This window comes from Aristophania sp. ESL1142 (assembly GCF_058107345.1).
The window spans coordinates 395,928-421,690 of record NZ_JBYLUH010000002.1 but is presented as its reverse complement, the minus strand read 5'-3'; the positions used below and the strand labels follow the sequence as shown (position 1 = coordinate 421,690).

General features: G+C 46.1%; 24 protein-coding genes and 1 pseudogene. 9 read left to right on the top strand and 16 right to left on the bottom strand.

The window, feature by feature from the left end; translation table 11 throughout:
• From AC3B6P_RS09555 to AC3B6P_RS09520, 8 genes and pseudogenes are all read right to left on the bottom strand, one after another.
• Entirely contained in the window at positions 1–1,227 is a 1,227-nt protein-coding gene (locus AC3B6P_RS09555) for a pyruvate dehydrogenase complex dihydrolipoamide acetyltransferase (RefSeq protein ID WP_489805898.1), read from the bottom strand.
• 5 nt (positions 1,228–1,232) lie between these two features.
• Positions 1,233–2,585 (bottom strand): pyruvate dehydrogenase complex E1 component subunit beta, encoded by a 1,353-nt coding sequence (locus AC3B6P_RS09550; protein ID WP_489805897.1) that lies wholly within the window; start codon positions 2,583–2,585, stop codon positions 1,233–1,235.
• Positions 2,586–2,588: 3 nt separating this feature from the next.
• A complete protein-coding gene (pdhA, locus tag AC3B6P_RS09545) occupies positions 2,589–3,569 on the bottom strand; it encodes a pyruvate dehydrogenase (acetyl-transferring) E1 component subunit alpha (RefSeq protein WP_489805945.1) in 981 nt (326 codons plus the stop codon).
• Between the two features lie 153 nt (positions 3,570–3,722).
• Positions 3,723–4,514: an indole-3-glycerol phosphate synthase TrpC gene (gene trpC, locus AC3B6P_RS09540; protein WP_489805944.1), complete on the bottom strand. Its 792-nt coding sequence runs from the start codon at positions 4,512–4,514 to the stop codon at positions 3,723–3,725.
• A gap of 213 nt (positions 4,515–4,727) precedes the next feature.
• Positions 4,728–5,816, bottom strand: a complete 1,089-nt coding sequence (gene trpD / locus AC3B6P_RS09535) for an anthranilate phosphoribosyltransferase (RefSeq protein ID WP_489805943.1) — start codon at positions 5,814–5,816, stop codon at positions 4,728–4,730.
• A pseudogene (locus AC3B6P_RS09530) lies at positions 5,811–6,374 on the bottom strand (anthranilate synthase component II); the annotation flags it as partial. The gene trpD and the pseudogene AC3B6P_RS09530, both read right to left, overlap by 6 nt.
• Positions 6,358–7,830: an anthranilate synthase component I gene (gene trpE / locus AC3B6P_RS09525; RefSeq protein ID WP_489805896.1), complete on the bottom strand. Its 1,473-nt coding sequence runs from the start codon at positions 7,828–7,830 to the stop codon at positions 6,358–6,360. The gene trpE and the pseudogene AC3B6P_RS09530, both read right to left, overlap by 17 nt.
• Complete coding sequence (locus tag AC3B6P_RS09520; protein WP_489805895.1) at positions 7,830–9,776, bottom strand: peptidylprolyl isomerase; 1,947 nt, start codon at positions 9,774–9,776, stop codon at positions 7,830–7,832. Before AC3B6P_RS09520 ends, trpE begins: the two co-directional genes overlap by 1 nt.
• 147 nt (positions 9,777–9,923) lie before the next feature.
• On the opposite strand from AC3B6P_RS09520, the gene tpiA reads away from it, so the two are divergent.
• From tpiA to kdsA, 4 genes are all read left to right on the top strand, one after another.
• Positions 9,924–10,694 carry a triose-phosphate isomerase gene (gene tpiA / locus AC3B6P_RS09515; RefSeq protein WP_489805894.1) on the top strand — a complete coding sequence of 257 codons (771 nt, stop codon included), beginning with the start codon at positions 9,924–9,926 and terminating at the stop codon, positions 10,692–10,694.
• Positions 10,695–10,724: 30 nt separating this feature from the next.
• Positions 10,725–11,054 (top strand): preprotein translocase subunit SecG, encoded by a 330-nt coding sequence (secG, locus tag AC3B6P_RS09510; protein ID WP_489805893.1) that lies wholly within the window; start codon positions 10,725–10,727, stop codon positions 11,052–11,054.
• 63 nt (positions 11,055–11,117) lie between these two features.
• Positions 11,118–12,776: a CTP synthase gene (gene pyrG, locus AC3B6P_RS09505; protein ID WP_489805892.1), complete on the top strand. Its 1,659-nt coding sequence runs from the start codon at positions 11,118–11,120 to the stop codon at positions 12,774–12,776.
• On the top strand, positions 12,773–13,600 hold the full coding sequence (gene kdsA / locus AC3B6P_RS09500) for a 3-deoxy-8-phosphooctulonate synthase (RefSeq protein WP_489805891.1): 828 nt from the start codon (positions 12,773–12,775) through the stop codon (positions 13,598–13,600). Before pyrG ends, kdsA begins: the two co-directional genes overlap by 4 nt.
• Before the next feature lie 3 nt (positions 13,601–13,603).
• Here kdsA and AC3B6P_RS09495 read toward each other — a convergent pair whose 3' ends face one another.
• Complete coding sequence (locus tag AC3B6P_RS09495; RefSeq protein WP_489805890.1) at positions 13,604–14,086, bottom strand: DUF3429 domain-containing protein; 483 nt, start codon at positions 14,084–14,086, stop codon at positions 13,604–13,606.
• Positions 14,087–14,199: 113 nt separating this feature from the next.
• On the opposite strand from AC3B6P_RS09495, the gene eno reads away from it, so the two are divergent.
• Positions 14,200–15,477: a phosphopyruvate hydratase gene (gene eno / locus AC3B6P_RS09490; RefSeq protein ID WP_489805889.1), complete on the top strand. Its 1,278-nt coding sequence runs from the start codon at positions 14,200–14,202 to the stop codon at positions 15,475–15,477.
• A gap of 111 nt (positions 15,478–15,588) precedes the next feature.
• Positions 15,589–15,918: an FtsB family cell division protein gene (locus AC3B6P_RS09485; RefSeq protein ID WP_489805888.1), complete on the top strand. Its 330-nt coding sequence runs from the start codon at positions 15,589–15,591 to the stop codon at positions 15,916–15,918.
• A 66-nt stretch (positions 15,919–15,984) separates the two neighbouring features.
• Here the strand turns inward: AC3B6P_RS09485 and rpmG are convergent, their stop codons facing one another.
• The 5 genes from rpmG to AC3B6P_RS09460 form a co-directional block, all read right to left on the bottom strand.
• Complete coding sequence (gene rpmG / locus AC3B6P_RS09480) at positions 15,985–16,152, bottom strand: 50S ribosomal protein L33 (RefSeq protein ID WP_489805887.1); 168 nt, start codon at positions 16,150–16,152, stop codon at positions 15,985–15,987.
• Positions 16,153–16,314: 162 nt separating this feature from the next.
• On the bottom strand, positions 16,315–17,229 hold the full coding sequence (locus AC3B6P_RS09475) for a hypothetical protein (protein ID WP_489805886.1): 915 nt from the start codon (positions 17,227–17,229) through the stop codon (positions 16,315–16,317).
• Positions 17,230–17,352: 123 nt separating this feature from the next.
• Positions 17,353–17,925 carry a CDP-diacylglycerol--glycerol-3-phosphate 3-phosphatidyltransferase gene (gene pgsA / locus AC3B6P_RS09470; protein ID WP_489805885.1) on the bottom strand — a complete coding sequence of 191 codons (573 nt, stop codon included), beginning with the start codon at positions 17,923–17,925 and terminating at the stop codon, positions 17,353–17,355.
• Positions 17,926–18,032: 107 nt separating this feature from the next.
• Positions 18,033–19,928: an excinuclease ABC subunit UvrC gene (uvrC, locus tag AC3B6P_RS09465; RefSeq protein WP_489805884.1), complete on the bottom strand. Its 1,896-nt coding sequence runs from the start codon at positions 19,926–19,928 to the stop codon at positions 18,033–18,035.
• A gap of 331 nt (positions 19,929–20,259) precedes the next feature.
• Positions 20,260–21,306: a dipeptidase gene (locus AC3B6P_RS09460; RefSeq protein WP_489805883.1), complete on the bottom strand. Its 1,047-nt coding sequence runs from the start codon at positions 21,304–21,306 to the stop codon at positions 20,260–20,262.
• Between the two features lie 72 nt (positions 21,307–21,378).
• On the opposite strand from AC3B6P_RS09460, the gene AC3B6P_RS09455 reads away from it, so the two are divergent.
• From AC3B6P_RS09455 to xth, 3 genes are all read left to right on the top strand, one after another.
• On the top strand, positions 21,379–21,918 hold the full coding sequence (locus AC3B6P_RS09455; protein WP_489805882.1) for an alpha-ketoglutarate-dependent dioxygenase AlkB: 540 nt from the start codon (positions 21,379–21,381) through the stop codon (positions 21,916–21,918).
• 1 nt (position 21,919) lies between these two features.
• On the top strand, positions 21,920–22,039 hold the full coding sequence (locus tag AC3B6P_RS09450; protein ID WP_489805881.1) for an alpha-ketoglutarate-dependent dioxygenase AlkB: 120 nt from the start codon (positions 21,920–21,922) through the stop codon (positions 22,037–22,039).
• 92 nt (positions 22,040–22,131) lie between these two features.
• The gene (gene xth / locus AC3B6P_RS09445) at positions 22,132–22,926 is read left to right on the top strand and encodes an exodeoxyribonuclease III (protein WP_489805880.1); all 795 of its coding nucleotides are present in this window, start codon (positions 22,132–22,134) and stop codon (positions 22,924–22,926) included.
• Positions 22,927–23,004: 78 nt separating this feature from the next.
• Here xth and AC3B6P_RS09440 read toward each other — a convergent pair whose 3' ends face one another.
• The gene (locus tag AC3B6P_RS09440; protein WP_489805879.1) at positions 23,005–23,706 is read right to left on the bottom strand and encodes a response regulator transcription factor; all 702 of its coding nucleotides are present in this window, start codon (positions 23,704–23,706) and stop codon (positions 23,005–23,007) included.
• 250 nt (positions 23,707–23,956) lie between these two features.
• Complete coding sequence (locus AC3B6P_RS09435) at positions 23,957–25,750, bottom strand: cation:proton antiporter (protein ID WP_489805878.1); 1,794 nt, start codon at positions 25,748–25,750, stop codon at positions 23,957–23,959.
• Between the last annotated feature and the right edge of the window lie 13 nt (positions 25,751–25,763).

The window sequence follows — 25,763 nt, the reverse complement described above, 5'->3', positions numbered from 1 at the left end:
TTAAAGCACCAACGCGTAGGGGTTCTGAACAAGTTCTTTAAGGGTATTAAGCCATTTGGCTCCCAAAGCCCCATCAACAGCACGGTGATCGACTGAAAGAGTAACCGTCATCACTGTGGCGATGGAAAGCTGGTCATGGCGCACAACAGCCCGTTTTTCACCAGCAGCAATTGCCAGAATTGCAGCCTGTGGCGGGTTAATGATTGCTCCAAAATCGCGTACACCAAACATTCCCATATTGGAAATAGAGAATGTGCCCCCCTGGAACTCTTCAGGCGTTAATTTATTGGCCCGCGCCCTAGCTGCCAGATCTTTGGCTTCCCGACTGATTTGTTTTAAGGATTTTTTATCAGCCTGACGGATAATGGGAGTAATTAACCCATCAGGAATGGAAACAGCCATGGATATATCAATATCCTCAAAATGAAGCATTTCCGTTTCAGTATATTGTACATTAAGCCCAGGCTGTTTTCTTAGAGCCAGAGCGACAGCCTTAATCATCAGATCATTGACTGAAAGCTTGATATCCTCATCTACCAGTGAGGCATTGAGCTTACTTCTCAAGGCAAGCAGCGCATCCAGCTCAATATCTGTTGAAACGTAGAAATGAGGTACTTGCGTTTTGGATTCTGTCAAACGACGTGCGATTACCTTACGCATCGTCGAATGTTTAACACGTTCGACAGCGCCAGTTTTTTCTTCTGAAGAAGCTGGCGAAACCTTCCCCTGTGACAGGACTGCTTCAACATCACGTTTCACAATCCGCCCATTAGGACCAGAGCCTTTTATGTTTTCCAGTGGGAGACCCTGCTCTTTGGCAATACGCCGCGCCAGAGGCGAGACAAAAAGTCTCTTTTCATTTTGAGAGGGTGCCATCCCAATATCTCTGGCAGGTGATTCTTTCCCTTTTTCTTCCTTGGGCTGAGAAACCGCCTGTTGTTGTGGTGCAGCATGAGACTGTCCAGCATCATCAGGAACAGATTCCCCTTCATCCACCAAAATTGCTATGGGCGTATTTACAGCAACGTCACTTGTACCTTCAGGCACCAGGATACGTCCCAATATCCCTTCATCAACGGCTTCAACTTCCATTGTCGCCTTATCTGTTTCAATCTCGGCAATAACCTCACCGGATTTAACGGCATCGCCTTCTTTCTTAAGCCAATGCGCCAGCGTTCCAACCTTCATGGTAGGGGATAAAGCCGGCATTAAAATAGACGTCGCCATTGAGTTTACCCTCCAAACTGCTTGCGCACAGCGTCAACAATCCATTCCGGTTTCGGCAAAGCCAAAGCCTCCAAATTAGCAGCGTAAGGAAGAGGAATATCCAATCCACAAACACGCATTGGAGGTGCATCAAGCCAGTCAAAGGCTTCTTCGGTAGCAATCGTGCATATTTCAGCACCAATACCGGCAACAGGCCACCCTTCCTCAACTGAAACGATACGATTTGTTTTACGCACGCTGGCAATGATCGTCTCTCTATCAAGCGGACGAATCGAGCGAAGATTGATAACTTCTGCTTCTATCCCTTCTTTTGCAAGAATTTCAGCAGCTTCCAGTGCGACACCAACCATAATGGAAAAGGCAACAAGCGTTACATCCTTACCTTCACGTTCAATCTTTGCCTTACCAATTGGTAGAACAAAATCCTCACTGACCGGCGCTTCAAACTTCTGCCCATAAAGAATTTCATTCTCAAGCACAATCACCGGATTAGGATCACGGATAGCGGCTTTCAATAAACCTTTTGCATCAGCCGCAGACCAAGGGGCAACAACTTTCAGCCCTGGCACGTGAGCGTACCAGCTTGCAAAACATTGTGAATGCTGAGCCCCTACACGTGCAGCAGCACCATTAGGCCCCCGAAACACGATAGGACAAGACATCTGTCCGCCAGACATATAGCGCGTCTTGGCCGCTGAATTGATGATGTGGTCTATAGCCTGAAGCGCAAAATTCATCGTCATGAACTCAACGATCGGCTTCAATCCTGTTAGGGCAGCCCCAACAGCCATCCCTGTAAAACCATGCTCACTAATCGGCATATCAATGACACGTTTGGCGCCAAACTCATCAAGTAATCCCTGGCTGACCTTATATGCCCCTTGATATTCAGCAACCTCTTCACCCATCAGGAAAACATCCTGATCACGGCGTAGTTCTTCAGCCATGGCATCCCGCAATGCTTCGCGGACCGTCATTTCCCGCGTTTCGCCCCATTCAGGCTCAAGCTGCTGGACAGACTGGACTGGCTGGGATGGTTTCGGAGCATGGGAGGAAGAAAGATCAACAGATTTCGAAAGGGCCTCTGCTCCTTGTGATGAATCTGGAACCGCCTCACCTTCTTCGACCATAATGGCGATTGGTGTATTTACGGCAATTTCAGAGGCACCATCAGCGATGAGAATACGACCCAGAATGCCATCTTCGATCGCTTCAAGCTCCATTGTAGCCTTATCAGTCTCAATTTCGGCAATAACTTCGCCTGCAACAACAGACTCGCCTTCTTTCTTCAGCCAGCGTGCCAATGTGCCTTCAGTCATGGTCGGAGAAAGTGCCGGCATTAAAATTGTCACTGCCATAGATCAATCCTCCACCAAAATATCAGTCCATAATTCTTTTTCGTCAGGCAGAGGACTTTCCTGGGCAAATTCAGCCGCATCCTGCACAATTTTCTTAACTTCCTTATCAAGAAGCTTGAAGGATTCTTCGTTATAACCTTCCTTCAACATCTCTTCTTTCAGCATTTCTATGGGGTCATGATGGCTGCGCATTTCATCCACTTCAGAACGTGGACGATATTTTGCAGGATCAGACATGGAGTGACCTCTATAACGATAAGTCTCCATTTCCAGCAGGAAGGGACCTTTGCCGGAACGACAGTAATCCATAGCCGTCTGCGCTGCCTTAAAAACAGCTTCGACGTTCATACCGTCAACTTTCAGACTGGGAATTCCCCATGGTGCAGCATTCTGCGACAGATCCTTGGATGCTGACGCTCTCTGGACAGATGTCCCCATACCATAGCGGTTATTTTCAATGACATAGAGACAAGGTAACTTCAACAAGGCTGCAAGGTTAAAACTCTCATAAACCTGCCCCTGATTGACCGCACCATCCCCAAAATAGATGATAGAGACAGATCCCTCTTCCCGATATTTACTCGCAAAAGCAAGGCCTGTACCGATAGATACCTGAGCACCAACAATTCCATGACCGCCGTAAAATTCTTTCTCACGGGAGAACATGTGCATGGAACCACCCTTCCCATGCGAGTAACCACCGCTGCGACCTGTCAGCTCAGCCATAACGCCACGCGATGTCATGCCCGCAACAAGCATCTGGCCATGATCTCGATAAGAAGTAATTGACCGATCGCCCTTTTTCATGGCGAGGCCAATACCAACTACAACGGCTTCCTGTCCGATATAAAGATGGCAAAATCCACCAATCAGCCCCATACCATAGAGCTGACCGGCTTTTTCCTCAAAACGCCTGATAAGAAGCATATCTTTCAGGGCCTGTTCTTTCTGTTCAGACGTCAACACTGAACCTTCTTGTGCCATTGGTTTCTTATTCTCCAGAGTCACAGCCCCTCCTAAGGGTTTGCCAAACATTCTCTTACCTTTACCGATAGTAACCCTGAAAGTCAGGAGCTGTTACGATCTGAAAAGCAAATATCACGTCTAAATTTTATCTGCCGGCTCACAAACCAACATTCAAAGGCCTAAAAGTTTCTTTGCTGCCAGACCTGGATCTTCTTCTCTCAATAAAGATTCCCCAACCAGTACAGCCGTCGCCCCAACCTCACCAAGTCTTTCAAGATCAGCATGGGTTTTAATTCCACTTTCTGATACAACCAACCTGTCCGGTGGAACGAGAGGGGCCAGATCAATCGTTGTCTGAAGATCGGTTTCAAGCGACTTCAGATTACGGTTATTGATCCCGATCAAAGGACAGTCATAGGCTAAAGCACGATTTAGTTCTTCTTTATTATGGACTTCAATCAGGACATCCATTCCCAGGCCACGTGCTATAGAAATAAGATCTGCCGCCTGATTTTCAGGTAAAATAGCCATAATCAATAAAATACAATCAGCACCAGCAAGGCGGCTTTCATGCACCTGCCAAGGATCAAGGATAAAATCCTTTCTCAAGACCGGCAGGTCACAGGATTCCTTGACCTTTGCTATATCCTCAATAGAACCGTGAAAGCATGACCCCTCTGTAAGGACAGAAATACAGGTAGCCCCGGCTTCCTGATATGAACGGGCAATAGCCGCCGGGTCATAATCTGGACGGAGAATTCCTGCCGAAGGGGATGCTTTTTTGACTTCGGCAATCAGTCCGACTTTTCTATCTGCCGTTACCAACTGCAGGGCCTGACCAAACCGCCTGATCGGCGTCGTCATTTCCCGTGCTTTAGCCGCAATATCTTTCAACGGATACATACTTGAACGTTGTTCAACATCCAGGCGAATTCGCGCACAGATACGTTCCAGAATATCCATCCCTTTAAAAACGTCGTCTGCCTCACCTACAGAATCAGACGCAGAAGATCCGATATCTTTCTGACTCGTTTCAGAGGAACTCTCTTCCAAGTGGCTTTCAGACCCAGAAGAGGTTCCATTGCCATCCAGTGGTGCAGAAAATACTGACAGGTGGCGTTCTAAAAAAATCATACTTTTTCCGATTTCAAAATTCTGGACATCATTACCAGCCCATTAAGTAACTGGCAAAAAAGATTTTCGGGCACGTTCAAGTGACTTCAATGCCCAACCACGATCAAGTGATTGGGCGGCCTGTCTGATATTGGCTTTCAGGCCTTCAGATGAAATACCCTCTTTATCAAGAACAGATCCTTTACCAGCAATATGAAGCGCAATAGCGGCATTAAACAGAACCGTATCTCTGTAGCACCCTGTTTCGCCTTCAAAAAGTGCTCTCATACGCTGCGCATTACTTTCAGCGCCTCCTCCCCGTAAAAGATGTATGGGCATGGGGGATAATCCGGCCATTTCCGGCTCCAGCGTCAAGAACCTTGTTTTCCCGTTTTCCCAAATCACAACATCTGTCTGACCTGCTAAAGTGATCTCGTCGATACCGCCTTCATCTGTCCGACCATGAACAGCCCATATATGCGTCCCCCCCAAGGCACCAAGAACCTGGGCGATAGGTTCGCACCAGCGACCATCAAACACACCTACAAGCTGCCTCTTAACCTGCGCTGGATTACACAAGGGACCGAGCAAATTAAATAATGTACGAAATCCGAGGGCTTTACGCACAGGCAGAGCAAATTTCATAGAAGGATGATGATGAGGGGCTGCCAAAAAGGCTATCCCATCTTCCTGAAGGCGCTTTTCTTGCCGATCCACATTACCATCTGACGGGATACCCAGAGCTTCTAAAACATCAGTCGCTCCAGAAAGGGATGAAAGTGCCCGATTACCATGCTTTGCAACCGGAACGCCCAAACCAGCCAACACAAAAGAAACAGCCGTTGAGACGTTCAGAGTTCCTAATCCATCCCCCCCCGTGCCACAGACATCAACTGTATTTTCCGGCACATGCTCCAACTTCCGCATCTGACGTCTGACAGCTTTTACTGCACCTAGAAGCTCCTCTTTAGTCTCACCTTTTATATAAAGAGCCGTCAGGAAAGAAGCGAGCTGGCTTTCAGGAACCTGCCCTTTCATAATTTCTTCAAAAGCGGCCTCCGCCTCTTTCGAGGAAAGAGCCTTGCCGGAAATAACCTGTTTCAGCCCGTGAGAAAAAGTCCCCTTCTGTGTTCCCCCTCTTATTCCGGCAATGGAGAGGAAATTAGCCAGAAGATCACGCCCTTCTGATGACGCGATACTCTCAGGATGGAACTGGACTCCATGAATTGGATAATCCTTATGCCTCACCCCCATGATAACGCCATCATCCGAATGCGCATTCACTTCAAGACAATCAGGTATCGTTTCAGGATCAAGCGTCAGACTATGATACCTGACCATTTTCAGAGATTGAGGTAAGTTACGAAAAACGCCTGTATTATTATGGGTTATCGTGCTGATTTTACCATGCATTGGCACTGGAGCACGCACAACTTTAGCTCCAAAGACTTGCCCTATGGCCTGATGTCCCAGACATACTCCCAAAATTGGCACAATCCCAGCTGCCTTCCTGATAAGCTCACAACAAATACCGGCCTGATCAGGCGCACAGGGCCCCGGGGAAATAACAATGGCTTCGGGTTTTAAAGCCAGAGCTTCTTCAACGGTCAGAGCATCATTACGACGCACATCACATTCAACACCCAGAGCCCCGAAATGATGTACTAGGTTAAATGTGAAACTATCGTAATTATCAATGAGCAGAATCATTGATCTCTCCCGTAGAGTGGAACGATTTTATAACCATATCCTGACCATAAACTGCCTGATGCATTGCAAGGTCGGCCGCTCTGAAAAGCGCACGAGCCTTTGCTCTTGTTTCCTGATATTCAGCCTCAGGGTCGGAATCAGCAACGACCCCACACCCTGCCTGCACATACATTTTCTTATCTTTAAGAAGCGCCATCCGCAGGCCAATACATGTATTCATACTACCATCTGCACAGAAATATCCGACACAACCTGCATAAGGGCCACGGCGCGTTGGTTCCAGTTCATCAATAATTTCCATCGCACGGATTTTAGGGGCACCTGTCAATGTTCCTGCCGGGAAAGCCGCAGACAATACATCAAGAGTTGTTGCGTCAGGCCGGATACGACCAGTTACTGTCGAAGAAATATGCATAACGTGACTATAACGTTCGACTGTAAACTGCTCTGGCACAGTAACAGTTCCTAGCTGAGACACACGTCCAACATCATTACGTCCAAGGTCAATCAGCATAAGATGCTCTGCAAGCTCTTTCTGATCGGCCAACAACTCCTTTTCAAGTGCAATATCTTCCTGGTGGGTTGTGCCGCGCGGCCTTGTCCCGGCGAGAGGGCGGACCGTCACATCCCCTCCTTGCAGACGTACAAGAATTTCTGGTGACGAGCCAACCAGTGAATAGACCCCAAGTTCCATCAAAAACAGAAAAGGAGCCGGATTTACACGACGCAGACTTCTGTAAAGTGCCAAGGGTGAGAGCGGAAAATCTGTTTCAAAACGCTGACTCGGCACTATCTGGAAAGCATCACCTGCAGCAATATATTCTTTAGCCTGTTTTATTTTCTGCAAAAACGCTTCATGCGTCATATTGGATTGTGGTTCCGCTCTCTCAAACCTCTCCGGTTTTTCCTGCAATTCAGCCGGAAGCGGCCCTGATAAAAGCTGTCGGGCCCGCTCAATGAGCACCTCAGCATTTTTACGCGTTTGCGTACCCCTTACAGGCACAGCAATAACCATCTCATCCTTGACTGTATCAAAAACCACAAAAAGGCGCGGTCTGACCATGACAGCTTCAGGCAGATTCAGATCATTCAGAGGCGGATTAGGCAAGCGCTCCATATGGCGAACCATATCGTAACCCAACACGCCAAACACACCCCCGATCATAGGTGGCATCCCCTCAGGAAGAGATAGCTGGCTTTCATCTATCAACGCCTCCAGAGACGCAATAGGTCCAGCCTCCTGTTCCACCCCATCACGCCTAGCAATGCCATCTTTACAGATCCAGACTGTATCAGGCATGAGTGCAATAATTGAGTAACGTCCCCTTGCTGCCCCTCCTTCAATACTTTCAAAGAAAAGACGATAAGGACTTTCATCAAACTGATGAAGTTTCATAAAAGCTGAAAGAGGCGTCTGCAAATCAGCAGCAGCAGAAAAATATACAATCTCAGACATTATTGACCCCGTCCCATAACAGCTATGACACGTTGCAAGGCAGCCTCACTGACCTGACTGAATCTGCTGGGGTCAAATTTCTGAGGAACAACTTTCTTTGTATAAGCCATGCCGATTGTCTCGGAAATATCCTCTTGCAGACCCTGCCCTAATTGTTCTGCAACCTGTTTCTGGAGTGTTGCATAAATATTCTGCGAAGGCAGTTCTTCTCTTTTGAAGTGAACAAGCCAGAATGACTGACCACTCTCCATCATTACGATCTGATCAGGATCCATACGGCTGACTGCCTGAACAATCAGGGCAGGAATTCCTGGAGGAGGCTGATTGACAGAAAAATGAACATCATGGGTAAAGCGGATTTTATTCCCGTCTTTCCCTATAATACTCTCCAGATTTTTTGCCGCCTTAGCTTTCTGATACAGATCTGTCGCCTGAATATTTGCTTCACGCTTTTTCTGCTCTTCCTGCCAAGCAATCAGAAGCTGTGTATGAGATTCTTCCAAGGTCTTTTTACGCCCCGGAATAATCTTGTCCACCATAACAGCAAAGGCACTTCCATCTGGCAAGGCAATCGCATGAGGGAATTCCCCCTCTTTCTGGGAAAATACCTGTTTTACGATTTCTTTTTGCAGATTTTCATTTCCGGGCAGAGGTGCATGACTTCCACCCTGCGTCATACCCAGGCTGTCCAAGCTCCCTTCAGCAGGAATCGCTCCGATATTATCGGGGATTTTATCCAGGGTTGTGGACTCTGCAACCGCTTCTTCAAAACTTTTAAAGCGTGCTTTCAGTGTAACATTTGCTTCATTTTTGCGAACCTCGCCCCTTATCCCTTCACGTGCTTCTTCAAACGTGACATGACGAGGGGGAATTATTTTCACAACATGAATTAAGCTCCAGCCAGCATCTGTTTTAACCGCGGGATTAATGTCATCCTCTTTTGCTGCAAACGCAGCCTTTGCCAGTACAGGATCAGGAAAGTCGCTTTGACGTGCTTCTTCAAGACTTGCTGCAATGGCCTCTGGATAATGTTTCTGGATACCATCCCAATCTTTTGAAGAGCGCCATATTAAAGCAGCTTTCTGGGCTTCATTCTGCGTTTTAAAGGCCAGGACTTCTACCGTCCGTGTTTCAGGCGCATTAAACTCACGACTTCTGGATTCATAAAGTTTCCGCAGGACATCGTCAGGAACTTCGAGTGTTTGAGAAACACTTTCTGGTGTCAAAGCAACAATCCGTGCGTGGCGATATTCAGGCTCCGTAAAGAGCTCACGATGATTGTCAAAAAAACGCTTCAAGGCGACATCGTCAACCTTATTTACTGCCGGTTGCTCATCAAATGGAACTTCGACAATATCGGCAACTCTTATCTTTGAATAATAAGTGGCTACCTGATCAATCTCACTTCCTGGCACATGTGCTGTAGTTCCTAAACCAAGCATCGTCGCCTGTGAGTTCAACATACGGCGCGTCTGATTGATCAGGTAAGCATGATCCAACCCGTTACGGCTCAGTAGATCATCCATTTTTGCAGAATCAAACTGACCATTTTTTCCTTTAAATTCGGGCATGTCATGAACAGCTTCTATAACTGTCGAATCCGGAATTTTTATGCCATTTCTTCTAGCCGCCAGCTCCGACTCTTTAGCAACAATAAGATTGCGCAAGGCCGTACGACTGATTTCATCCTGAGCTTCCTTTGACTTCATCTGCTCAAGAGGAATGCCTGTCTGCTGCAAAAAAGCAACCTGCTGATTGATGCTACGGGCTAGTTCCTCAGGTGTAACCTTTAGATCGCCAACCTGGGTGATCTTGTCTTCATTATCACCAAAACCACCTATGCCAACGAAAGTCCCACCAAAACCGATAAAGGCAAGGAAGACGATAAGAGCCGTCATACGGCCCAACCAGGTATCAACAAAAAAATGTCTTAATATAGTGATCATGGAGGCACTACGTCTCTTTATCAAAGTCAGGATGGTGAAAAGAATGAATCTTTGCTAATTTGTTACAACATACCGTTCATGCACTAATTTTACTAGCGTGCCTCCCATTTTAGGGTCTTTTACAAAAGATTTTTTAAGGAATTTACTGTGGAAACCTTGCCTAAATACGTCATTGGGAACTGGAAAATGCTTTCCCAACATACCCATGCTCTGGAATTGGCGTCCGAACTGGCAGAATATTGTTCCGCGCACGACAGCCCTGATGTCGAGACTATTATCTGCCCAACTTATACCCAGCTTGTCAGTGTAGACCAAATTCTGAAAAACAAAGGCCTTTCCCCCTTTCAGCTCGCTCTGGGTGCACAAGACTGTTATCCTGCAACAGGTGGAGCCTATACAGGTGATATCTCTGCTACCTCATTAGCTGAAATTGGCGTACGCTACGTTATCCTCGGTCATTCAGAACGCCGCCAGAAACATCATGAAACCAATGAGTTTGTTCGTGAAAAAGCTGTTTCTGCCTGCGATTCGAAACTGATACCTGTCATCTGTATCGGTGAAACCCTTGAAGAGCGCCAGAAAGGGCTGACCGTTAAGATTCTGGAGGAACAGATTTCCCGCTCTCTTCCCGATAATTTTGATGGAATCCTTGCTTATGAGCCAATATGGGCTATTGGCACGGGCATTACACCGACCATGGAAGAGCTTCAGGACAATATCTCATCAATCCGTAATTTATTAAAGAAACATCAAGCCCAAACTGCATCCCGTCTGCCTGTTCTTTACGGCGGATCTGTCAAACCCGAACAATCAGCAGAAATTTTTGCCATCAAGGGGGTGAATGGTGTACTGGTCGGAGGAGCGAGCCTTAAAGCACAGGATTTCATCAAAATCATTCAATCCGCTCATCAGGGATAATTCTTTTTTGTTTTCAGGAACTTCTAACTTATGACGACGTTATTGCTGGTTCTAAACACTCTGGTTGCTCTCGCTCTCATCGGAGTCATTCTCATTCAGCGCAGTGAAGGCGGCGGACTTGGAATCGGTGGAAGCCAGGGAATGGGTTCTTTCATGACCGGTCGTGGCACGGCTAATCTTTTAACACGTGCAACTGCTGTTCTTGCAGGACTTTTTATGGTGCTGTGCCTGGTTCTTGATGTCATGAATAAAGGTGCCTCAAATGGGGCAGATAAACATGATATTCTGGCGCAGCCAGCCCAGCAGACAGCACCACACACAACGGACAAAACCCCAACAGCTCCTGAAAAGACAAAATAATAAATAATTTCGGAGCGGAAGACCCTTCCGCTCCTGTTCCCTTTCAGTGTAAGGAGGACCCCCATGACACGCTTCGTATTTATTACTGGTGGGGTTGTTTCCTCACTCGGCAAGGGGATTGCATCGGCTGCTCTGGCTGCCCTCCTTCAGGCCCGCGGCCATAAGGTCCGCCTTCGTAAACTAGATCCTTATCTCAATGTCGATCCCGGCACGATGAGCCCCTATCAGCATGGGGAAGTCTTCATCACTGATGATGGTGCAGAAACGGATCTCGACCTTGGACATTATGAACGCTTCACTGGCGTCCATGCCCGTAAATCTGACAATGCGACCACAGGACGCATATATTCAGATGTAATTGCCCGCGAAAGACGCGGCGATTATCTTGGGGCTACCGTACAGGTTATTCCTCACATTACCGATGCGATCAAAGAAGTGATCGTCTATGGCACGGAGGAATATGATTTTGTCCTCGTGGAAATTGGCGGGACAGTCGGTGACATTGAAAGTCTGCCATTCCTTGAGGCTATCAGGCAATTACGTAATGACCTGGGCCCTGAACACACAATGTGCGTTCATTTAACACTCCTGCCTTATATTCCTTCTGCCGGCGAGCTTAAGACGAAGCCAACCCAACACTCAGTCAAAGAATTGCAGAATGTCGGCATACAGCCTCAAATGCTTCTATGCCGCTCAGACCGTCCTATTCCGCAAACTGAACGCCAGAAAATAGCAAATTTCTGTAACGTACGGCCAGAGGCTGTTATTGCAGCTCTGGACGTTGACACAATTTATGCCTGCCCTATCGCTTACCACCAACAGGGTATGGACCGTGAAGTTCTCCGCTATTTCGGGCTTCCTTACGAGACAGCACCTGACCTTTCCAAATGGGAAAAGATTGTCCACACAATCCGTCATCCCAAGAAAGAGGTTAAAATAGCCATTGTTGGCAAATATACAGCTTTGCTTGACAGTTATAAGTCACTGGCTGAAGCGTTGTTACATGGTGGTATTGCCCATAATGCACGCGTCAACATGCAGTGGATCGACGCTGAGACGCTCGAAAAGCAGGATCAAATAGCAACCGCTCTAAAAAATGCTGATGCTATTTTAGTGCCTGGTGGTTTTGGCGAACGCGGTTCAGAGGGCAAGGTCAATGCAATCCGCTATGCCCGCGAGCATCATATTCCTTTCCTTGGTATTTGCTTCGGCATGCAAATGGCTGTGATCGAATGTGCACGTTCTCTGGCTGGTCTTCCTAAAGCTTCTTCAACGGAATTTGGTCCGACTGATGAACCACTTGTCGGCCTTATGACTGAATGGGCCCGTGGTACGGAACTATTAAGACGTCAAGAAGGTGACGATCTTGGTGGCACGATGAGACTGGGAGCTTATAAAGCAAAACTGCTTGAAGGTTCACGTGTTGCTCAGATTTATAGACGCACGGAGATCAAAGAGCGTCATCGCCATCGCTGGGAAGTCAATCTGCATTATAAAGACAGGCTTGAGGCAGCAGGCTTGATTTTCTCAGGTATGTCACCAGACGGCATTTTGCCGGAAGTTGTCGAATATCCTGATCACCCCTGGTTTATCGGTGTACAATATCATCCTGAATTGCTGTCCAAGCCTTTTGATCCCCACCCTCTGTTTGCTGGATTAGTCGGAGCAGCCATTCAGCAACATGATAAAAATTCTGCCATGAAACACGCTGCAAAATCATGAGTTTTCAGCTTCAATCCCTTACAATCGGGCAGGAACAGCCTTTTACACTTATTGCTGGTCCCTGCCAGATTGAATCACGACAACATGCGCTTGAAATGGCTGATGCCCTGAAAGCAATATGTTCTGAACTTTCAATTGGGCTTGTCTATAAAAGCAGTTTTGACAAGGCAAATCGCAGTTCAGTCAATGCCGCACGCGGTGTTGGTCTCAAAGAGGGATTGGAAATTCTTGGCGAGGTAAAAGAGCGTTTTGCGCTCCCTGTCCTCACAGATGTTCATCTTCCTGAGCAATGTGAGGCAGTGGCTGAGATTGTTGATATTTTACAGATCCCTGCCTTTTTATGTCGGCAAACAGATCTTTTACTTGCCGCCGGCAGAACAGGCCGGGCAATCAATGTTAAAAAAGGGCAGTTTCTGGCGCCTGAGGATATGAAAAATATCGTCGCCAAACTGAAATCGGTCAATAATGACCGTATTATGCTCTGCGATCGTGGTACAAGCTTCGGATACCACACACTTATCAACGATATGCGTGGCATTCCCATTATGGCAAGGACAGGGTGTCCTGTTGTTTTTGATGCGACACATTCTGTCCAGCAACCAGGGGGATTGGGCTCAGCGACAGGGGGACAGAGAGAATTCGTTGAGCCTTTGGCACGTGCTGCTATTGCCATTGGCATTGCTGCACTTTTTATAGAGACGCATCAAGACCCCGATCACGCTCCAAGTGATGGACCAACAATGTTGCCTCTAAAAGAGGTTAAAGGACTTTTAGTAAAACTGAAAGCCCTTGATTCTCTTATTAAGGCCCCCTCTTTTTCCTAGAATCTAATAATGGCCATGTGGGGCGACCATTGCAAAAACAAGCCCTGCACAGACCAGAAATGTGAACCCGGTTTTGACCAGATAAAAATTGACGGGAATAACACCTCGTATGCGCCAATAGCGCTCAATGGCAAATATGGCTATAAAACCGCATAACTCACAGCCATATCCCGCGGGGATTGCGGCCAGAAGACCCAGGCAAAGTGAAAGCCATGACCATAACAAGGCCCCCAAACCCACCAAAAACCTTTGATGGTCAGTACGATCTTCTCCCTGAGGCAAAATAATGGTCGGTAACTGCCCAAGTTGCCCCCAATAAAATGCTCCCTGAAAAGCAATCAGACAGCCTCCCAACGTCAGAAGAATCACTGCCAGGTTGGGAAGTGAGGCTATCAGTCCGACCAGAAAGAGCCATCCCCCTATCAGGAATATAAGAAGCGCGAATAAAAGAAAAATTATCGATACAAGGAACGGAAAAGGCTTCACATTCATTAACCTTAAGCTATGCTGGAACGGTTAAAATAAACATATAATGAGAGGGGAAGCTATTCATTTTAAAATAGCCGTCCTTTCCATCCCAACACATAAGGAGACATCCTTTGAGTGCCATTGTCGATATTACCGGACGCGAGATTCTTGATAGCCGTGGCAATCCGACTGTCGAAGTCGATGTAGAACTGGAATCCGGCGTTATAGGTCGTGCAGCTGTTCCCTCTGGAGCCTCTACAGGAGCTCATGAGGCTGTCGAACTTCGTGATGGTGATAAATCACGCTATCATGGCAAAGGCGTTCTTAATGCCGTCAAAGCCGTTAATACCGAAATTGCAGAAGCCCTCCTTGGTATTGAATCGGAAGAACAAATTGCCATCGACCGGGCCATGATCGATCTCGATGGCACCCCGAATAAAAGCCGTCTTGGTGCCAATGCCCTTCTTGGTGTTTCGCTTGCCGTTGCCCGCGCTACAGCTGAAGAGTTGGAATTACCGCTTTATCGCTATGTTGGTGGTACATTTGCTCATACTCTGCCCGTCCCTATGATGAATATCATCAATGGGGGGGAACATGCTGATAATGCAATTGATTTCCAGGAATTCATGATTCAGCCTATTGGCGCTTCTTCGATCACAGAAGCCATCCGCATGGGATCTGAGATTTTTGCATGTTTAAAAAAAGACCTTCACAAGGCAGGCTTAAATACGAATGTTGGTGATGAAGGTGGCTTTGCACCCAATCTCAGATCTGCAGAGGAAGGACTAAGCTATATCTCAAAAGCCGTAAAAGATGCTGGTTACAAATTAGGCGAAGATATTGTCTTCGCATTGGACTGTGCTTCAACCGAATTTTATAAAAACGGCCAGTATGTACTATCAGGTGAAGGCAAAAGCTTTGACTCAGCTGGCATGGTTTCCTACCTCGAAGAACTGACAAAAGCCTTCCCCATTGTCTCCATCGAAGATGGGCTAGCTGAAGATGACTGGGAAGGATGGGCAGAACTGACAAAGCGCTTGGGCAATCGTATCCAGCTTGTCGGGGATGATTTGTTCGTTACAAACCCTGCCCGTCTGGCACGCGGTATTAAAGACCATGTTGCGAATGCCTTACTGGTTAAAGTAAATCAGATTGGCACGCTTACAGAGACACTTCGCGCTGTAGAAATGGCCCATAAAGCAGGATATCGCTGTGTCATGAGCCATCGTTCAGGAGAAACTGAAGACAGCACAATCGCCGATCTGGCAGTGGCTGTAAATTGTGGCCAGATCAAAACAGGCTCTCTCTCACGCTCTGACCGTATGGCAAAATATAATCAGCTTATCCGCATTGAACAACAGCTTGGCGAAAGCGCAGAATTTGCAGGACGTTCCATTTTAAGATCATAACGTCCTCTGTAAAAAATAATCACCAAAAAAAGTCCCTCTCAGAAAGAAGGGACTTTTTTTATTTAATTCTTAGTCCTAAAATATGGGTTCCGAAAATGGAGCCTTATTATTATGAAGATAGCTTTATTTATTAAAAGAGCTTTAGGAGTCATTCTGCCGCCTGCTATCTTCCTCGCTATGACGGGCTATTTTATCTGGAATTCCGTTCACGGCGAACATGGTATCCGCGCTTATCAAAAGCAGCTAAAGCTTGAACAGCAGGCTGAGCTTGCCTTGCAGGATGCGCATAAGGAACAGGATATCTGGAAAAAACGTGTCATAGGACTTGGCGAAAATGCCTTGGATAAAGACCTCCTGGATGAACGCAGCCGTGCTATGCTCAATATGAGCGAAAAGGGAGATATCGTTATCCCCTATGGAGAGAAAAATCATCTTTATTAGGAGCTCTCTCCCATAAAAAAAGCGGCCCCTTGGGACCGCTTCTATCTCTATTATAGCAACGCTATTTTATTTAATTTTTGCTTCACGGAACAAAACGTGTTTGCGTGCTACTGGATCATATTTGCGAAGTTCCAGCTTGCCTGTAGCGGAACGAGCATTCTTTTTCGTAACATAGAAATAGCCGGTATCAGCTGAAGAAACGAGACGAATCTGAATAACATTTGTCTTGGCCATAATCACCCTCGGATTGCTGTAACATGATGGTATGCCGCCTGATGTATGAAACAGCACAGCCCTCTTTGGGGCGCAGAATGCTATTTTAAGTCATTCAGGTCAAGTCTTACTGCATGATTGAGGGCAAAAATTTTTATTATACTTGGCCCATAACAGAAGTTTTTACCTATGTTTTGTATTTTGTCTGTGGGCAGTCCTCTGTTTTCCTGAATGAGCATGAAGCACTGATTTTCTATCGTGCTTTTTTCTCTCACTAACAGCAGTTATATGTTTTGAACTATGAATCCCCCTTTTTCTGAAAGAAGATATTTTGTTAGCGGTAGCAGCAGAATGAGGTTTATGCGTTTTTTGTCTGGAGCTCTGGTTTATGGCGCCTTTATGGGACGTTTTATGAAGATGAACCTCAGCTCTACCCTTCTTTTTCAAGGAAGTTTTTACACCTTCAGATGCTCTGACTGGCTCTTGAATGGTTTTTTCCGTAACTGGTGAAAGAGGTTTCCCTTCAATATTCTTATCTACCGCAAAAGCCTTTTGCGGAGTATCAGGCGTTCCTCTAACGATTGTAACGGAGCCATCAGGTGCAACCATAGTTGTTGTACCATCCCCATTTGGAATGGCTACCGTATCATGATTAGGGCCTTGCAGATATGCTGGTGCGCTATCTTCTACATTCGAGGGTAACGACGAACCAATTGCAGAACTGCTCCTGCGCACACCATTTCGTCTTGAAACCTCTTCTCCCATAGAAAGGGATTCACCATCTTCAAATGGTTGCTTTTCAAGGTCACTATTAAGCGTTTTGAGAGAACGATGAAATGTCTCATTAAAATGACTATCAGGATTACTGACATCACGCAGTGTCGGAACTGGGTCGGGCTGACCAGGCCAAATATCCCCTTCTTCAGTGACAATAGGACGCGCGACGACACTATCACCCCGAACCCGGCGCATAGTCTCGCTTTCACCCTTAGGTGCATTAGGATTATCAAAAGGCCAAAAAGTATCTTCTGTATGCTTAACGATACCAGAACAAGCACTTAATGTAAGCCATATCATACATATGGCGACTTTCTTCATTCTGGTTCCTTTCGCCATAGCCGCCTTTTAAATAATCTCATTCTACGATGCAGCATAACGAATTATTAGCATATGTATAGCCACATACACTTAGATTGTGTCTAAAATAATTCTGCGAGATTTTTAATTCATCCGCATCCGTCTCAGACCTGCTTTTAAATATTCCCAACCAGTTAAAACAGTAGGTATGACTGAAAGCCAGAGGAGTATTGCGCCTATTATAAGAGCTGGAAATCCTTCCAGATGAAGTTGCACTACCCCTTTATTTCCAACTACCAGAAAACCCAGAGCTACCATCTGCAACCCTGTTTTCCATTTAGCAAGTCTCGTTGAAGGGATTTTATCTTGATAGGTTGCCATAAATTCACGCAGGCCACTAACAGCAATTTCTCTCAACAGGATAATGATGGCCGCATAAAGAGAGTAATATTTCAGATGCCCAAGCCCTGCAAGCGCCAGTAAAAGCGCTCCTACAAGTAATTTATCAGCAATAGGGTCCATCATGCGCCCCAACTCAGAAAGCTGGTTGGTCCGTCTGGCAACCTCGCCATCAAGATAATCTGTAACACACGCCAGAATATATATCCCAAGAGCGATAACGTCGGTTATACCTGTCTGGAAACCCAATAAAATAACAAGCAGCGGAATACAAACGATCCGAAAGAGCGTTAGGATATTAGGAATTGTAAAAAACATCCTGACAGAACCTCAAAACATGCCGAATGGTTATAAAACTGACGAATGTCTGTTAGAAAATCTATGCTTTTATAAGCTTAGCATAAATAATTATTTTCGCATCCCCACTAACGACCATATTCAGGGTGAAAATATCCATAAATGCCGTTAGCTGTATCCTTATTAATGCCCGGCACCGTCCTTAATTCCTCAATTGTTGCCTGCATGACACCTTTTACAGAGCCAAAACGTGCCAGGAGAGCCTTTTTACGGACTGATCCGATATTTGGAACATCATCCAGACGAGAATGGGTCAATAATTTTGAACGACCAGACCTGTGCGTCGTAATGGCGAATCTATGAGCTTCGTCACGTAAACGCTGGAGATAATAAAGGACGGGGTCACGTTCAGGGAGCTGAAATGGTTCCTTCCCTTCTACAAAAAACCACTCACGCCCAGCATTACGGTCAACACCTTTTGCGATCCCTACAAGTGGTATATCTGTTATCCCCAAGGATTCCAGAATTTCCTTAACGGCGCTGACCTGTCCTTTTCCACCATCGATGAGCAAAAGATCAGGTTTTTGGAGGGCGCTGTCACCTTCCTTTCCTTCTCCTTTTACCATCCGTGCAAAACGGCGCGTCATAACTTCACGCATCATACCAAAATCATCACCAGGGGTAACAGGTCCCTTAATTGAATATTTACGATAAGAGCGCCGCTCAAAGCCTTCTGCCCCCCCTACGATCATGACGCCATAAGGTGCCTGCCCCATAATATGGGAGTTATCGTAAACTTCGATCCGCTTAGGAGGAGCATCCAGGCCAAATAATTCTGCAACCTGAGATAATAATTTAGCCTGCCCCATACTTTCTGCCAATTTGCGTTCCAATGCTTCACGGGCATTTAAAACCGCATGGTCCAGAACCTCCTTTTTCTCACCTTTTTGCGGCACAGTAAGCGTAACCTTCCCCTCCCGCCGCAATCTTAAGGCATCTTCAATAAGTACTTTATCTGGCAATTCTATATTTGTCAGAATCAAAGAAGGAGGCACTTTATTTTCATAAAACTGCATCATAAATGCTGAAAGAATTTCCTCAGCACGTGCATCCTTATCATGCAATGGATAAAATGCACGATTTCCATTATTGCGACCGCCCCGAATAAAGAAAACCTGAACGCAGCTTTGCCCGGCTTCTTGCCATAAAGCCATAACATCAGCCTGCTTGATACTTGTTGGGTTTACAGCACTTGATGCTCTTATGGAGGCAAATCCCCTGATGCGGTCCCTGATCAGAGCTGCCCGCTCAAAAGCCATATCTTCAGCTGCCCGCTCCATTTCCTGGGTTAATTTCTGCTGAAGAGCTTGCCCACCACCAGCCAGAAATTCCCGGGCCTGTGAAACAAAATGCGCGTAATCCTCTTCTTTGATACGGTCAACACAAGGAGCAGAACAGCGTTTAATCTGGTAAAGCAGGCAGGGACGCGTCCGTGAAGAAAAGACATTGTCAGAACAGGTTCTGAGGAGAAAAGCACGCTGCAATAATTGTAATGTCTGGTCAACAGCCCAGGCTGAGGCAAAGGGCCCCCAATAGACTGCGCCAGGAACAGGCTTTCCCCTCTGTCTTAACAGTCTAGGAAACTCATGATCCATAGTAAGCATGAGCCAGGGAAAGCTTTTGTCATCACGAAGAAGAATATTAAATCTCGGCTTCATCTTCTTGATATAATTTGCCTCAAGAAGGAGTGCTTCTGCCTCGGTCTTCGTTACAACAATTTCCATTGAGACCGTCAGAGAAACCATTAATTTCAGGCGTTCTGGCAGACGGTTGAGGTGCGTATAGGATGTGACACGTTTTTTAAGATCAAGGGCCTTGCCGACATAAAGCACCTGACCATTTTCTCCCAACATTCTGTACACACCCGGATTACTGGGAATCGTTTTCAAGGCATGACGAATGGCCTCAACGCCCATTTTATGTTCAGAACTCTGATTTATTAGAGGGTTAGAGGGTAACGACATTTCCATCTTTCACTCATCCACTATTCTTGTGGAGAAGGCTGTGGATAGTTCTTGGGAAAATGCTGACAGACAAGGGTTTACCGCTCTTCTCCTTAGATTGCTCATTTTTTAGACACTATTCATAACCTATTGAAAAACAAGGAACCTTAATAAAAAACTTTCGCAATTAACGGCAAAAACACCCTTCTAAACGGCAAAATTACTGTCAAGACCAAATTCATCAAAAATAGTGGACAAAATCGACATATATTCATCGTTTATGGTGTTTTATCCTCTTGACTTACTTATACGCACTTCGATTCGAATCTTAAATCTGTCGGAACAGGCTTATTCATCCAGCATTCGCCTTTTCTGCCTTCTGTAGAAGACGCATCATGTTCCCTCCCCAAAGAGCCTGACGCTCACTTTCATCAAACCCTGCTTTCTCGAGAGCCTGAGTAACCTTCCATGTTTCAGATACATCCGACCATCCATTAATACCGCCCCCACCATCAAAATCGGACGATATTCCAACATGTTCAATTCCCATTAGTTTCACGCCATACTGGATATGGGCAATAAGATCATCTAGCGTGCCGCCTCCGCCTCTCTTTAAAAAGGGACTCATTGCCGTAATCTGGATAACTCCTCCAGCATCGGCCAAAGTTGCAAGCTGACGATCATCAAGGTTACGCGGATGATCACAAAGAGCCTTAATACAGGAATGACTAGCAAAAACCGGTATGCTTGAAGAAGATACAGCCTGCATCATGGTCTCATAAGAGCCGTGTGAGATATCAACCAGAATTCCCATCCTGTTCATCTCTTTGATGACTTCCCTGCCTAATGACGAGAGCCCTCCATGTTGTATGGACTGATCCCCTCTTTTTACAGCCGAATCTGCCAGAAGATTATTCCCATTATGTGTCAGGGTGATATAACGCACCCCATAAGTCTCGCTCAAAAAAGCAATACGTGATGGGTCATTACCGATGACATAGCCATTTTCTATCACAGGCGTGATGGAAATCCCTTTTTCCTCGACGGTTTCAATAATATCTCCCGCCTTGATGCATATCCTGACATTCTCCTTATTACTTACAGTCTCTGGGATTGAATGAATGACTTCCAGCATGGCATTCACACGTTTCCAGGCTGCTTCATGTCCTTCTTGCGTCAAAGGGCCTTGCGGGCAATAAGCTGTCAGGCAAACCGATGTCAGCCCCCCTTTTCGGGCCTTAGGAATTGTAAAACGTCTTTTCGTTTCCAGCATCCATAAGCTTTTGAGCTCTTCCTCATCAGGCTTTTCCCAGACAGGCAATCCTTCAGGCGTTTTTTCCTGCCATGGAATATCAATATGTGTATCGAAGGTCAGAGAGGAGGGAAACACTGGCGTCATCTTTCTTTTGTCAATTACGATCACAATTTATATATAATTCTAGTGAGTCTTTATCATATAGAAAGAGCATTTATGGATCATTTCATGACTGATGATCTGTTTCCTGAGACGCGAAATCACCTCACAATCGACCGTGGAGCCATATTACTCGGCGGCTTTGCCCTGAAATGGGCCAAAGAAATTGTCATTCATATCCATCATCTTGAAACACTCTTCCCTTTCCGTCATATGGTGACGCCAAACGAAAAAACCATGTCTGTCGCTATGATTCATTGCGGCTCTTCCGGCTGGATAAGCGATGAAAAGGGATATCGATATTCTTCGATTGATCCTAAAAACGGCAGAAACTGGCCCCCAATCCCTCCTCTTTTCCTGACATTAGCAAAAGAGGCCGCAATAAGGGCAGGCTATCATGATTTCATGCCAGATTCCTGTCTGATAAACCGCTATCTCCCAGGCTCACGCCTGACCTTGCATCAGGATAAAGATGAACAGGATTTTTCCAAACCCATAATCTCTGTTTCTGTCGGTCTGGAAGCTAGTTTTCTATGGGGAGGACTACAGCGGAAAGACAGGATAAAACGCTTTACGCTTTACGCTTTTTCATGGTGACGTGCTTGTCTGGGGTGGACCTTCGCGTCTTACCTTTCATGGCATAGATACCATAAAGACCGGAAAGCACCCTCTAACAGGCTCAATACGCTATAATCTAACATTCCGGAAGGCCACATAACACTGTAAAATCAGTGAAATTCTGTCCCGATTTCTAAATTCTGTTAGAAGATAAAATTCAGCCCTTTTAAATCTCTTTCCAGGTGATCCTTTATGAAATTTGTTACATGGAACATTAATTCCCTGAGATTACGTCTGCCGCTGCTCAGGCAATTAGTTGAAGAGATTGATCCAGACATTATCTGCCTCCAGGAGACAAAAGTCCCTGATGAGCTTTTCCCGATACAGGAAATTACTGATATCGGTTACTGTTATACACATTTCAAAGGTATGAAATCCTATAACGGCGTTGCTATTCTCTCCCGTTATCCTCTCACGCCTGTCACAGACACGCCTCAATGGTGTCAAAAAGATGACTGCCGCCATATCGCAGCACAGATTCAGACAGAATCAGGAAATGTCACCATTCATAATTTTTACGTCCCAGCTGGAGGGGATATTCCTGACCCCGACACCAACCCCAAATTCGCCCATAAACTGCAATTTATTGAGGAAGCCACGGCCTGGTTCAAAAATAACACCCCCCAGAGAAGCATCCTTGTAGGAGATCTTAATACAGCACCACTGGAGCATGACGTTTGGAGTCACAAACAGCTTCTAAAAGTCGTAAGCCATACACCTCCTGAAACGACCCGGCATAATGAATGGGAAAAACAGGGCTTTATAGATGCAATGAGGTTTCTCTCACCAGAACCACAAAAACTTTATACTTGGTGGTCCTATCGCAACCGTGACTGGAAAAAATCAAACCGGGGAAGACGACTGGATCATATCTGGATCACTCCCGATTTACGCCCTGCTCTCAAAAGAATAGACATCTTCTCTGCCGCACGAGACTGGCAGCCCCCTTCGGACCACGTTCCAGTTCTGGCTGAATTGACATTATGAAAAATCACTGCCGACTAAAGCGGCCCTGATTAAAGAGGAACCCTTTTCACTATAAAAAGGGTTCCTCTTTTTTAGCTGTCAATGATTTACATTTAAACGATAACCGCCGCCTTCTGTGACCAGAAGGGTTGCATGGGCAGGATCTTTTTCAATTTTCTGACGCAAACGATAAATATGAGTCTCCAGCGTATGAGTCGTCACGCCAGCATTATACCCCCACACCTCGTTAAGCATAACCTGACGGATAATAGGCTCTTCACCAGAACGATAAAGAAACTTGAGAATAGCAGTCTCTTTCTCTGTCAGATGGATACGCTGGCCGCTTGCTTTTTCAGTCAGCAACTTGCGGGAAGGGCTGAAAATATAGTCCCCAATTTCGAAGACGACATCTTCACTGCTCTCAAAAATCCTTAACTGGGCTCTTAAACGGGCCATCAGCTCGGCAGGACGAAATGGCTTTGCAATATAATCATTCGCCCCCGAATCCAGGCCACGGACAATATCATGCTCCGCATCTGAACCTGTAAGCATGATTACAGGCATTTTTAGGCCTTTTTTGCGTAGCTCAGCACAAAAATCACGCCCGTCTCCATCTGGCAGACTTACGTCAAGAAGCACGGCATCATAGCGCGCATCCTTAGAAGAGAAATATTCACGCGCTTCTTTCAATGTTTTTGCTTCAGTCGGGAGAAACTCACCTCCTGTCCGTAATTGTTCAGCTAAAAGGTGACAAAGTGTCTCATCATCATCAACAACCAGAATGGGGCGACCACCAGCCATGAACAAATCCAGTCCTATAAATAAAATTACGCCTCGGCATTCTATAACTGGCTATATGAAAGTTAGAAGCGTAGCTTTATTGTTGAAATCTGAGATAGAACCATTAGGGACGTCCGCGACCTCACTTTGAGATATAAGTATGACCAAGGACAAAAAAGGTCCATCTCGCGTAGAATCTTCTCAGATATCTACCACCATATCACAAACAAGACACTAGTTAATTATGACATTCTTTATTTTTTAACACCTGTTATTCAACCGGGGATAAACTGATCACGATGTCATCCAACTGTGGAACAATTGAAATCGAATCTTCGGCAGAACGTACAATAATGAAAACACCACGCCTGATAAGGATCAAATCATAACGATTTTCATCCGCTCCAAAATCATAGCCTGATTGTGTCACGCTTTTTGTAACGAACCTCCATCCACGCTGATAGAGCGTTTCAAAAAAAGAAAAACTCCATGAAGGCTCTCCCAGGACCTTACCCCGGGCATCTCTTGACAAACCACGATAATTATCAAGTTTCGCAACACCTGGGCTAATCTGGAAAACCCTTTGCCTGCCCATTGAAGGAGCCAGAAGACCGCACACCATCCCGTCATAAATGACATCAGCTGTCATAGCTAAAAGATAATCAGCAGGTCTTTCTTCCAGAGAAACCTGACCATGCGTCGAAAGCAGTTCTGCCTTTAAAACAGGAATCCCACGATTAGCCGCATCTCTCAGTCCGTCAGCCTGATTATCTATCAACAGAACCGGGACCGATATTTTATTAAGGCAGTCTGCCAAATTAACGGAAATCGGATTGGCACCAAGGATGGCCAGAGCCGGCTCATCCGACAAGGTCAGTTTCAACCGTCGCGCCAAAGGCCGCAAAGTAAAACCGTGACAGATCATAGTCACGGCAATCAGCATGAATACAGCCGGCATAATAAGCTCGGCAGACTCAAAGCCTGCATCTGATAATTTGATCCCAATCGCCCCCGCGACAGAGGCTGCGACAATCCCGCGCGGAGCGATCCACCCGACAAAGAGTCGTTCCTGCCAGGTCATATTCGCACCGATCGTTGAAATAAATATCCCTAACGGTCTGACAACAAGGAGCATAACCAAGGTCAGCAACACGATGGACCAGGAAACTTTAGCCAATACAGAGCGTTCGAGATCGGCTGTCAGAAGAATAAACAGGATAGAAACGATCAGAACCACCAGTGATTCCTTGGTTCGTTTCAGCTCATTGCCGCCGGGAATATGCAGATTGGTAATTGCCATACCAAAAATAGTAACAGCAATCAGTCCTGCACCTTCCATTTCGATTGTACATAACTGAAAAATTAATAGAGCAATCGTTAGAAGGAGCGGTACTTTAAGAGACTCCGGCATCAGATCACGGGTAAAGAGATAACGCACCAGATAAGCCGGAATAATCCCTGCAACAACTGATTCAATTCCTGCAATCAAAATATTTGGCAGAGTCTGCGCAAAGAACTGAGCCATGCCACTATCGGTCTTAAAGAGCACAATTTGCAGGATAATGGCCGCTAGAATAGCACCAATCGGGTCATTGACGATCGCTTCCCAGCGCAAGAAGGCAGCCACTCTGGGTTGTAATTTATTATGCCGCAAAAGCGGCAATACCACTGTTGGGCCTGTCACAACAACGATCGCTCCAAAAAGACAGGCTGTCCCCCAATCAAAATGGGCTACATAATGTGCAGCAATACTTCCTAAGGCCCAGTTAACAGGAAGGGCTATTTTCGTCAGGCGTGATATCCCCTCTCCCGCTTCGCGTAATTGCCGGATATCAAGTACCATCCCGCCTTCAAAAACGACAAGAGCAACCAGAAGTGAAATAAGGGGACGAAACGCCCACCCCATCGTCTCGGAAGGGTGAAGCCATCCCAGCAGAGGACCAAATAACAACCCCAACCCAAAAAGCAACACGATTGCCGGAAGACGAAAACGCCAGGCCACCCACTGGGCCAAAACGCCCGCTCCAAAGGTAGTAGCCAGTCCAAGCAGAACATCATAATTCATCTCAGCACGCTCC